This is a genomic window from Stenotrophomonas sp. STEN031 (assembly GCF_056759975.1).
Genome location: NZ_JBRREA010000095.1, coordinates 1 through 10,601, shown reverse-complemented (window position 1 = coordinate 10,601; position 10,601 = coordinate 1). Strand labels below are relative to the sequence as shown.

The 10,601-nt window shown below is 63.7% G+C and carries 12 protein-coding genes and 1 tRNA gene; 11 read left to right on the top strand and 2 right to left on the bottom strand.

Going from position 1 to position 10,601, the window contains the following annotated elements:
• Positions 1-245 precede the first annotated feature (245 nt).
• The 4 genes from fabD to fabF all read left to right on the top strand — a co-directional run bounded on the left by fabD (position 246) and on the right by fabF (position 3,796).
• Positions 246-1,190, top strand: a complete 945-nt coding sequence (gene fabD / locus ACVOLQ_RS21815; RefSeq protein WP_481529286.1) for an ACP S-malonyltransferase — start codon at positions 246-248, stop codon at positions 1,188-1,190.
• A gap of 85 nt (positions 1,191-1,275) precedes the next feature.
• A complete protein-coding gene (gene fabG / locus ACVOLQ_RS21810) occupies positions 1,276-2,019 on the top strand; it encodes a 3-oxoacyl-ACP reductase FabG (protein ID WP_313170285.1) in 744 nt (247 codons plus the stop codon).
• A 151-nt stretch (positions 2,020-2,170) separates the two neighbouring features.
• On the top strand, positions 2,171-2,410 hold the full coding sequence (gene acpP, locus ACVOLQ_RS21805; RefSeq protein ID WP_054659808.1) for an acyl carrier protein: 240 nt from the start codon (positions 2,171-2,173) through the stop codon (positions 2,408-2,410).
• Between the two features lie 123 nt (positions 2,411-2,533).
• Positions 2,534-3,796, top strand: coding sequence for a beta-ketoacyl-ACP synthase II (gene fabF / locus ACVOLQ_RS21800; protein ID WP_481529285.1), 1,263 nt, complete (start codon positions 2,534-2,536; stop codon positions 3,794-3,796).
• On the opposite strand, the gene ACVOLQ_RS21795 is transcribed toward fabF, so the two are convergent.
• A complete protein-coding gene (locus tag ACVOLQ_RS21795) occupies positions 3,793-4,092 on the bottom strand; it encodes a hypothetical protein (RefSeq protein ID WP_481529284.1) in 300 nt (99 codons plus the stop codon). The genes fabF and ACVOLQ_RS21795 overlap by 4 nt on opposite strands.
• Before the next feature lie 12 nt (positions 4,093-4,104).
• Between ACVOLQ_RS21795 and ACVOLQ_RS21790 the strand changes: the two genes are divergently transcribed.
• From ACVOLQ_RS21790 to ACVOLQ_RS21770, 5 genes are all read left to right on the top strand, one after another.
• Positions 4,105-5,457, top strand: coding sequence for an aminodeoxychorismate synthase component I (locus ACVOLQ_RS21790; RefSeq protein WP_481529283.1), 1,353 nt, complete (start codon positions 4,105-4,107; stop codon positions 5,455-5,457).
• Between the two features lie 72 nt (positions 5,458-5,529).
• Positions 5,530-6,588, top strand: coding sequence for an endolytic transglycosylase MltG (gene mltG / locus ACVOLQ_RS21785; protein WP_313170293.1), 1,059 nt, complete (start codon positions 5,530-5,532; stop codon positions 6,586-6,588).
• Positions 6,589-6,622: 34 nt separating this feature from the next.
• Positions 6,623-7,582: a DNA polymerase III subunit delta' gene (locus ACVOLQ_RS21780; protein ID WP_481529282.1), complete on the top strand. Its 960-nt coding sequence runs from the start codon at positions 6,623-6,625 to the stop codon at positions 7,580-7,582.
• Positions 7,579-7,932, top strand: coding sequence for a PilZ domain-containing protein (locus ACVOLQ_RS21775; RefSeq protein WP_313170296.1), 354 nt, complete (start codon positions 7,579-7,581; stop codon positions 7,930-7,932). Before ACVOLQ_RS21780 ends, ACVOLQ_RS21775 begins: the two co-directional genes overlap by 4 nt.
• A gap of 63 nt (positions 7,933-7,995) precedes the next feature.
• Positions 7,996-8,070: transfer RNA gene (locus ACVOLQ_RS21770), tRNA-Val, on the top strand.
• Between the two features lie 287 nt (positions 8,071-8,357).
• Here the strand turns inward: ACVOLQ_RS21770 and ACVOLQ_RS21765 are convergent.
• On the bottom strand, positions 8,358-9,527 hold the full coding sequence (locus ACVOLQ_RS21765; protein WP_481529281.1) for a serine hydrolase domain-containing protein: 1,170 nt from the start codon (positions 9,525-9,527) through the stop codon (positions 8,358-8,360).
• A 315-nt stretch (positions 9,528-9,842) separates the two neighbouring features.
• Here ACVOLQ_RS21765 and ACVOLQ_RS21760 point away from each other — a divergent pair, with 315 nt between their 5' ends.
• Together ACVOLQ_RS21760 and ACVOLQ_RS21755 are read left to right on the top strand one after the other, a co-directional pair.
• The gene (locus tag ACVOLQ_RS21760; RefSeq protein WP_481529280.1) at positions 9,843-10,247 is read left to right on the top strand and encodes a hypothetical protein; all 405 of its coding nucleotides are present in this window, start codon (positions 9,843-9,845) and stop codon (positions 10,245-10,247) included.
• Positions 10,244-10,531: a hypothetical protein gene (locus tag ACVOLQ_RS21755; RefSeq protein WP_481529279.1), complete on the top strand. Its 288-nt coding sequence runs from the start codon at positions 10,244-10,246 to the stop codon at positions 10,529-10,531. Before ACVOLQ_RS21760 ends, ACVOLQ_RS21755 begins: the two co-directional genes overlap by 4 nt.
• The last annotated feature ends 70 nt before the right edge of the window (positions 10,532-10,601 follow it).

The following is a 10,601-nucleotide window of genomic DNA, read 5'->3' as shown; positions in this document are numbered from 1 at the left end:
TGGGGAGGGCTGGGGTAGGGGGGCTTTGCGATGTTTTTCTGCCGGCTTCGCTATTCACGCCGTTCCCACAGTGCGAAGCCAACGGGTAGTGCCGAGCCATGCTCGGCATGAGGCTTTACCGGTAACGCCCCTGCCGAGCATGGCTCGGCACTACAGGGCCATGCTGCTGCATACGCGCCAGTACAGACGGGCGGGCGCTTTCGCGCTTATTATTCCCCGCTTCGATTGATGCAGCAGAAGACCGCGTGACTGACTCCCGACTCGCTTTCGTATTCCCCGGCCAGGGCTCGCAATCCATTGGGATGTTGGCCGAACTGGCTGAACTGCATCCGCAGATCCGTGAAACCTTTGCCGAGGCCTCCGAAGGCGCGGGCGTCGATCTGTGGGCCTTGTCGCAGGGCGGCCCGGAAGAACAGCTCAATCGCACCGAATTCACCCAGCCGGCGCTGCTGGCTGCCAGCATCGCCGTGTGGCGCCTGTGGAATGCACAGGGCGGCGCACAGCCGGCGGTTCTGGCTGGTCACAGCCTTGGCGAGTACACCGCGCTGGTCGCTGCTGGCGCGCTGACGCTGCACGACGGCGCACATCTGGTGCGCCTGCGTGGCCAGCTGATGCAGGACGCCGCCCCGACCGGCGTTGGCGCAATGGCCGCTGTGCTCGGCGCCGAAGACGCGCTGGTGCTGGAAGTCTGTGCGGAGGCTGCTGGCAGCCAGGTCGTCGTCCCAGCCAATTTCAATTCGCCCGGCCAGATCGTGATCGGCGGCGACGCTGCGGCAGTCGACCGCGCCTTGGCGCTGTTGGCCGAGAAGGGCGTGCGCAAGGCAGTGAAGCTGGCTGTCAGCGTGCCCTCGCACACGCCGCTGATGCGCGAGGCCGCCAACCGCCTGGAAGCCGTGATGAACGGCCTAGCCTGGCAGCAGCCGGCCTTGCCGGTGGTGCAGAACGTCGACGCGCAGGTGCATGACGGCGTGGACGCCATCCGTCAGGCGCTGGTGCAGCAGCTGTACCAGCCGGTGCAATGGACCGGCTGCGTGCAGGCGCTGGCCGCACGTGGCGTCAGCCGCGTGGCCGAATGCGGTCCGGGCAAGGTGCTGGCCGGCCTGATCAAGCGCATCGACAAGAACATCGAAGGGCGTTCGCTCGCCACCCCGGCAGATTTTGCCGGTGCGCTGGAAGAGTGGGCCAACTAATCCAGCCGGAAGCAGCTGCGGGCGCGTTGCTGCGCCTGTCTCGAACCGGCTGCCGCCATTGCGGCAACGACTGAAAGGAAGACGAATGAGCAAGCCATTGCAGGGTGAAATCGCGCTGGTAACCGGCGCAAGCCGCGGTATCGGTGCCGCCATTGCCGACGAACTGGCCGCGCTGGGCGCGACCGTCATCGGCACCGCGACCACCGAATCCGGCGCTGCTGCCATCGGTAGCCGCCTGGCTGCACAGGGCGGCCACGGTCGCGCACTGAACGTGACCGAGCCGGGCGCGGTTGACGCGTTGATCGACGCGGTAAGCAAGGAGTTCGGCGCCATCAGCATCCTGGTCAACAATGCCGGCATCACCCGCGACAACCTGCTGATGCGCATGAAGGACGAGGATTGGCAGGCCATCCTCGACACCAACCTGACCAGCGTCTACCGCACCTCCAAGGCGGTGATGCGCGGCATGATGAAGGCGCGCAAGGGCCGCATCATCAACATCGCCTCGGTCATCGGTGTCACCGGCAATGCCGGCCAGGCCAACTATGCCGCCGCCAAGGCTGGCATCATTGCCTTCTCCAAGTCGCTGGCCAAGGAAATCGGCAGCCGCGGCGTGACCGTCAACGTGGTCGCACCGGGCTTCATCGACACCGACATGACCAAGGATCTGCCCGAGGACGCCAAGGCGGCGATGCTCGGCCAGGTCGCGCTGGGTCGCCTCGGCGAGCCGGCAGACATCGCCAAGGCGGTGGCGTTCCTGGCCGGTCCGTCGGCCAGTTACATCACCGGCGAAACCCTTCACGTGAACGGTGGCTTGTACATGCCGTAAGCGTGGCGTGCATGGAATGCACCCAAGTGGTTGATTGTCGCGGCTTTTTTGTTCAGAAACACCGCCGCGACGGTTTCCACTACACTATCCCACGGCCAGCCCTGGGGGCTGGCGTCTTTTGAACCACTACTCCATCTGGAGCGATATCCTAATGAGCACCATCGAAGAACGCGTCAAGAAGATTGTTGTTGAGCAGCTTGGCGTCAAGGAAGAAGAAGTCACCACCAGCGCATCGTTCGTCGATGACCTGGGTGCAGACTCGCTGGACACCGTCGAGCTGGTGATGGCGCTGGAAGAAGAGTTCGAGTGCGAAATCCCGGACGAAGAAGCCGAGAAGATCGGTACCGTCCAGGCCGCCATCGACTACGTCAAGGCACACGTCAAGGCCTGATCCAGGCCTGACAAGGCGCGGTCGGCAAGCCTGTCTGCCGCGTTGCAAACCCATGGGGCCGCTGATGCGGCCCTGTGCTTTTAAGCTTGAATCTCCCCGCGTGCGGGGCCAGGAGAATCCGCAATGAGTCGTCGCGTAGTTGTTACCGGCATGGGCATGGTGTCGCCGCTGGGCAATGATCTGGCCAGCAGCTGGGAAGGCATCATCAATGGCCGCTCGGGCATTGGCCCACTGACGAATGTTGCAGATAACTATCTGGAACGTTTCACCACCAAGATTGCAGGTGAGGTCAAGGATTTCGACATCACCGCCGACAATCCCCTGTTCGGCAAGTACCGGGTCAGTGGCAAGGACGCCAAGAAGATGGACCCGTTCATCCATTACGGCCTGGGTGCCGCCTTCATGGCGCTGCACGACTCCGGCCTGGAAATCACCGACGCCAACGCTGAGCGCATTGGCGCCATCGTCGGTGCCGGCATCGGTGGCCTGCTTGGCATCGAAGAGCAGACCATCGAGTTCCACGAAGGCAAGAAGATCTCGCCGTTCTACGTGCCCAAGACCATCATCAACATGTTGCCGGGCCAGCTGAGCATCATCGCCGGGCTGAAGGGCCCGTCGTTCTCGGCAGTGTCGGCCTGCGCCACGTCCAACCATTCCATCGGTACGGCGATGCGCATGATCCAGTACGGCGATGCCGACGTGATGGTTGCCGGCGGTGCCGAGCGTGGCTCCTCGCCGACCGCACTGGGCGGCTTCTGTGCGATGAAGGCCATGTCCACCCGCAACGACGAGCCGACCAAGGCCTCGCGTCCGTGGGACCAGGGCCGTGACGGCTTCGTGCTGGGCGACGGTGCCGGCATCCTGATCCTGGAAGAGTACGAGCACGCCAAGGCGCGCGGCGCCAAGATCTACTGCGAGCTGGCCGGCTTCGGCGCAAGCTCCGACGCGTACCACATGACCGCACCGAGCGAGAACGGCGAAGGCGCCGCCCGCTGCATGGTCGCGGCGATGAAGGACGCAGGCGTCACCCCGGAGCAGGTGGGCTACCTCAATGCACACGGCACCTCCACGCCGCTGGGCGACCTGGGCGAGACCATGGCGATGAAGACCGCCTTCGGCGAGCACGCCTACAAGATGCTGGTCAGCTCGACCAAGTCGATGACCGGCCACCTGTTGGGTGCAGCGGGTGGCGTGGAAGCGATCTTCTCGGTGATGGCGCTGAACACCGGCACCATCCCGCCGACGATTAACCTGGAAAACCCGAGCGAAGGCTGCGACCTGGACTACGTGCCGAACGTGGCCCGCAAGGCCGACGTCGACGTGGTGATGTCGAACGGCTTCGGCTTCGGCGGTACCAACGGCACGTTGGTGTTCAAGCGGATCTAACGCGGTGTTGCGGCTTTGCTTGAGGCTTGCGCTTCCAGCATTGCTTGTAGGTCCCGCTCGTCGCTTTGCTTGAAGCTGTTGCTCGAAGCTTTTGCTTGTCGCTTTGCTCGAAGCTTTTGGCTGTTGCTTTGCTCAAGGCTTTGCTCAAAGCCCCTCTCCCGCAAGCGGGAGAGGGGTTGGGGTGAGGGCAGCTTTAAAGCTCCAAAAGCTTTAAGAGCTTTAAAAGCTCCCCTCATCCGCCCTTCGGGCACCTTCTCCCGCAGGCGGGAGAAGGGAACAGCCTGCATTTCTGACATTTTGGGCCCACGATGCACATCCTCCCCCTGCACGCCGATACCGACCTGCTGGCGCTGCATCGGCTCGCACCGCATCGCTATCCGGTCCTGCTTGAATCCACCGCCGCCGGCAAGCTCGGCCAGTGGGACATGCTGCTGATCGCCAACGGCAGCCAACTCCTGCTCAACCCCGACGGCAGCCTGCAACGCGAAGACGGCATCCCAGTTGAAGGCGACTTCCTCTCCGCACTTGATCGCGACTGGCAATCCCTGCGCCAAGCCCGCAACCCGATGGAAGCGGATATCCCGTTCCGCGGCGGCTGGGCCCTGCTGCTCGATTACGAGCTCGCGCAACAAATCGAACCCATCCTGCAGCTGCCACAGCGCAGCGACGGCCTGCCAACCGCAATCGCATTGCGTTGCCCGGCAGCAGTACTGCGCGAGCGCGACAGCGGCCGCTGCATCGCCATCGCCGAAGACGACGCAGCAGACCTGCTCGCCCAGCTCCAGCACGATCAAACCGAAGCCGCACAGCTGCCGCCCTTGCCGCAGTGGAACGGCCCCAGCGCAATCAACGAAGACGCAGGCGAGCGCTTCACCGATGGCGTGCACAAGGTCATCGACTACCTGCATGCCGGCGACGTCTTCCAGGTGAACCTGTCGCGCCGCTGGCAGGCGCAGTTCGACGCGCAACTCGCGCCCGAAGCGCTGTACGCGCGCCTGCGCACCGCCAACCCCGCGCCGTTCGCTGGCCTGTTCACGGCCGCCGGCCGCGCCGTGGTCAGCTCCTCGCCGGAGCGCCTGGTCTCGGTCAGCGGCGATGTGGTGCAGACCCGCCCGATTGCCGGCACCCGCCCGCGCTTTGCTGGCGACGACGATGCCGCCCGCATCCAGGAGTTGGTCGGCCATCCCAAGGAACGCGCCGAGCACGTGATGCTGATCGACCTGGAGCGCAACGACCTGGGCCGCATCGCTGCGCCCGGCAGCGTCGAGGTCGATGAGCTGATGATCGTGGAGAGCTATGCCCACGTGCACCACATCGTCAGCAACGTGCGCGCGCGCCTGCGCCCGGACGTGACCCCGGGCGAAGTGATCGCCGCCACGTTCCCCGGCGGCACCATCACCGGCTGCCCCAAGGTGCGCTGCATGGAAATCATCGCCGAGCTGGAACAGACCGCCCGCGGTGCCTACACCGGTGCCTTCGGCTGGCTGAACCGCGATGGCGACATGGACCTGAACATCCTGATCCGCACCGCGGAAGTGCAGGGCAGCACCGCCAGCTTCCGCACCGGCGCCGGCATCGTGGTGGATTCGGTGGCCGACAAGGAACTGGACGAAACCCGGGCCAAGGCGCGCGGGCTGTTGCGTGCGCTCGATCCACAATGATGAACGCCGTTTTGGCTGGCGTTGCCGCCAGCGCGGTATCCTGCGCATCCACTATTTGAAGACGGGGTGACCATGGCGGGTGCCAAGCGCGGATGTCTGTTGGTGCTGGCGGTGTTGTTGCTGCTGGTCGCCTTGGCAGGCGCAGGTGCGGCCTGGTTGTGGCAGCGGCAGGGCAGCTTTGCCGATGCGCCGCTGACCCCGTCCGAGCAGAGCGTCAGCATCGCCTCCGGTGATTCGCTCAACAGCGTGCTGCGCAAGCTGCGCGCGGCCGGCGTCGACGAAGGCGACGACCTGCAATGGCAGCTGCTGGCCCGCCAGCTCGACGCCGCCGGCAAGCTGAAGATCGGCGAATACGCCCTCGACCCGACACTCACGCCGCGCCAGCTGCTGCTGAACATGCGCCAGGGCAAGGTGCTGCAATACCGCGTCACCATCGTCGAAGGCTGGAACATCCGCCAGCTGCGTGCCGCCCTGGCGCGCGCGCAGCCGCTGCAGCACGAAACCACCGACCTGTCCGACACCGAGCTGATGGCCAAGCTCGGCTTCGCCGACCAGCACCCGGAAGGCCGCTTCCTGCCGGAAACCTATATCTACCAGCGCGGCGACAGCGACGTGGACGTGCTCAAGCGCGCCCACGCGGCGATGGAGAAGGAGCTGGCCGCCGCCTGGGCCGAGCGCAGCGACGACCTGCCGCTGAAGTCGCCCTACGAGCTGCTGATCCTGGCCTCGATCATCGAGAAGGAAACCGGCCTGGCCAGCGAGCGCCCGCAGATTGCCGGGGTGTTCGCGCGCCGCCTGAAGATGGGTATGCGCCTGCAGACCGATCCAACCGTGATCTACGGCATCGGTAGCGCCTACGACGGCAATATCCGCAAGGTGCACCTGACCACCGACACGCCGTACAACACCTATACCCGCGCCGGGCTCACGCCGACGCCGATCGCCATGCCTGGCCGCGACGCGCTGCATGCCGCCGCCAAGCCGGCACCGGGCGATGCGCTGTACTTCGTCGCCGTTGGCGATGGCAGCGGCGCGCATGTGTTCTCCGCGTCCTACACCGATCACAACAGCGCCGTGGCCGAGTACCTGAAGCGGCTACGCGCCAAGCGCAGCGAGGCCGCAGCGCAATGAGTGGCATGACCCGAATGATGTACAGGATGTCCCGATGAGCGAAGCACTCGCCCCTTGGCAGCAGCGCGTCTATGACCAGACCGTGGCTGCGCTGGACGTGGGCCGGCTCGGCCACGGCCTGTTGTTGTGCGGCCCGGCCGGCATGGGCAAACGCGCAGTGGCGATGCAGCTGGCCGCGCATGTGCTAAACCACGGTGAGGACGCTGCGGCACGCCAGCGCAACGCCCAGTTGATCGCCGCCGGCACCCACCCGGACCTGCAGTTCACCAGCTTCATTCCCAACAAGACCGGCGACAAGCTGCGCACCGAGATCGTCATCGAGCAGGTGCGCGAGATCTCGCAGAAGCTGGCACTGACCCCGCATTACGGTGTGGCCCAGGTGGTCATCGTCGATCCGGCCGACGCCATCAACCGCGCCGCCTGCAATGCCTTGCTGAAGACGCTGGAAGAGCCGTCGCCGGGCCGTTACCTGTGGCTGCTCAGCGCCGACCCGGCGCGCCTGCCGCAGACCATCCGCAGCCGCTGCCAGCGCCTGGAGTTCCGCATGCCGCCGCGTGAGGAAGCCATGGCCTGGCTGCAGTCGCGTGGCTATACCGAAGGCGTGGCGCGTGAAGCACTGGACGCCACCCGCGGCCACCCGGCATTGGCCGACCAGTGGCTGCAGGGCGAGGGCATGGCCCTGCGTCGGCAGGTTGCCAGCGAGCTGGAGCAACTGCTGGCCGGCAAGCTGGGCAGCGTCGAGCTGGCCCAGCGCTGGACCGGCGACGACAACGCCGACCTGCGCCTGCGCCATGCCGCCGACCTGGCACTGAAGAAAGCGGCCGACGGCTTGACCGATCCGGCCCGATTGAACAAGCTGGCCGCCTGGTTTGATGCCGCCAATCGCACCCGCGACCTGCTGCGCACCACCATCCGCGCCGACCTGGCCGTGGTGGAGTTGCTGCTGGCATGGGGCGCGGCCAACCAAGTGCAATCCAAGGGGACTATTCGATGAGTGCGATGAACGCCCGCCAGGGCATCCTTTCGCTGGCGGTCAAGGACAAGGCAGCGCTGTACGGCGCCTACATGCCGTTCGTGAAGAACGGTGGCGTCTTCGTGCCCACGCCCAAGCGCTACTTCCTCGGCGACGAGGTGTTCCTGCTGCTGACCCTGCCGGACTCCAGCGAGCGCCTGCCGGTGGCCGGCAAGGTGGTCTGGGTCACCCCGCTGGGCGCGCAGGGCAACCGCCAGGCCGGCATCGGCGTGCAGCTGGCTGACGGCGTCGACGGCGAGGCCATCCGCAACAAGATCGAGACCCTGCTGGCCGGCACATCCAGCTCGGACAAGCCCACGCAGACGATGTGAAGTGATGTGAAGAAAAATGTTGACGTGCTCGCTCAGCCCCCTATAATGAGCGGCTCGCAACACGGGCGGTTAGCTCAGCGGTAGAGCATTGCCTTCACACGGCAAGGGTCACAGGTTCGATCCCTGTACCGCCCACCATAAAAATTTGAGTGTTGCAGACAAAACCGGCGAAAGCCGGTTTTTTCGTGGGTGTAAGGCTGCAAGTGCACGCGGTATGGCAAGCGGGTGGAGCATTCCCCGCCGCGAGATGCAGTGGGGTGAGTCACTTGGCCATGTGCTGGTACACGTCGGCCAAACGCATTGCGCAGCTGCACCACTGGGGCCAATGAGTACTCTTGGGCTTCGAAGTAACAGCCGCTACCGGGAGACGGTGGGCGTTTCCAAGTTCTAGACCAAAAGCCGCAAAAAGGCGGTAGTGAAAGATACTAATTCAGCGCTTTTTCTCGAGCAGCAATCCGTTCCACCAAGGTGTCGATCGCTGCTTCCATGGCGTGCGCCGTTTGGTCGCCGCTTTGGTTGGTGATCACGAAAATGCCCAGGTCGTACTTCGGCAGAATGTAGATGTAGCACTGCGAGCGAGGAACGCCGCCATGATGGGCGTAGTAAGTGCCTTTCGAGCGGTCGCCCGCGATGATGTTCCAGAAATAGCCAATGCTGAACTCGGAGTCGAATTCGACAAGCGTGCGATGCGATTCCTGGACCACGGAATCATCGGCCAACTGGAATTCGAGGTATTTCACCATTTCCGGGACGGTCGCCTTCACATTTCCGGATGCGCCCCAAGGTAACTGCGGCATCGGTGTGGTCGGTACCGGGTTGTTGCTGTGATAGCCGATCGCAAGCTGAGGCGCCTCGGCGTCGCTCAGCTTGATTTTCAAGTCCGTCATCGCCGCGGAATCGCGAAAAAATCCCCGTAGCAGGGACTCGTAGTCGCTCTTGTAGACGGTTTCCAGTATGTGCGCCACCAGCTCGGTTCCGGTACTGGAGTAGGCGTAGTCTTTTCCGGGCGCCTGATGAATCTCGACAGCGTGCAGGTCCTTGAAGAAATCAGCCTTGCCGTAGCCCGCGTAGATGCCATTGAGCTCGCCAGGCGTACGTTGATCGGTGAAGTCGGCGAGCACCGTGTTTGCGCGTTCGGGCAGCATGTTCGGTAGGCCACTCGTGTGCGACAGCAGGTGTCGGATGCGAATGGGGTCACCCTTGTACTGCAGGTTCGGATAGTCCCCTTGCAGGTACATCCGGACATCGTCGTCCAGACTCAGTCTGCGCTCCAACACGGCGTTGGCCATCAGGGTTCCCGCCAGGGTCTTGCTCAGTGAGCCGATTTCGTAGCGGGTCGCATCGGTCGGAACCCCCGGCCTGCCAGTTTCCATGTTGCCGCGGTGGCGAATGAATTCCTGACCCCGATACACGACTGCGATCGAGGTGGAGTGCAGCAATGGCTGTTCGATCAGCGTTGCAGCGACCTCATCAATGTCCGCTCCCAGATCCTTCGTCGGCGCATTGCTCTTGCAGCCCGCGGACAAGAGCGCGGTGGACAATACGAAAAATTTGAACCATCGCCTGTTTCGAACAATCCTCGAAATCGCTTGCATGCGTCAGTGCTTGAAGGGCCGGGAAGTAACTGCATAGACTAGCCGATCGCAGCGGCTCAACACGGTTCCCGTAGAGGCCGCCCCGGCGCCCTTCCAGTTGGTCTCCCGCCGCGGTGTATGGCGAGGAGGGGCCGTTTGTGGGGTCTTCGGTGCCGGATCTGGTTTGCGCTGCACAGCACACACCAAGCGCGAACGGGGAGATGCGGAGCGCAGGGGGCAGAGTCGATTCCTTGCTGGCAAACGCGCTTGCATTGGGGTCTTATGACGGCTGACTTAATTCAGGGATAGGAACTAGTGAAGGCTCCCGGCCAAATGATGGCCACCTCAATCAAGAAGATCCTGTTGCCAGAGATCCGCCGGCTTGGGTTTGGTGGTAGCGGGATAGCAAACTTCGTTCGTTCCAATGACGCTCACCGTGACTTCCTGTCCATCCAATACTGGACGTATGGCGGCAGCTTCATCCTGGAGTTCTGCCGCGTTCCGGCGACCTGGGTTGACCCTGACTCGGGGGAAGCGCCGAAGCGGGTCTTCGAAACGGATCCGCTGCTTAGGAAACGCTTGATCGATACGGAGCAGCACAAGGACTTTCGTGGTTTTTCGTTCAAGGCGTTCGGCAGCGAGCAGAGCCAATACGACCAGTTGGCGGCTTCGGTTGTTACGCTGTTGCCGCAGGTTGAGGCCTGGCTGGAGAGCGGGATCGTAGGGCCGAACATTCATTGAAGTTCGTTGCCGCCTGGGTATTGCATGGGCTGCCCGTACTTCCCGAATTGTGGGCTATTGAACGGAATCGGCTTTCCGGAAAATCTATGCTGGGCCGCCTGAATGATCAGGCCAACAAGGAAAGTGGCATGAAGAAATGGACCAAGCGAGTTGTCGCCTGTGGCTTTCTTTCTATGGCTGTCTTTGGTGGTACGGCCTCGGCGTCCTGGTGTGGGACGCCGTGTTTGAATTCATACAATGCCTGTATGAATCGCCCCGTCTTTCCCGGAGGCTCCAAACCTTGAGAGGATGGAGCCATGAGCAACAGATTGACGAGGTACGCACCCGAGGTGCGTGAGCGGGCGGTGCGGATGG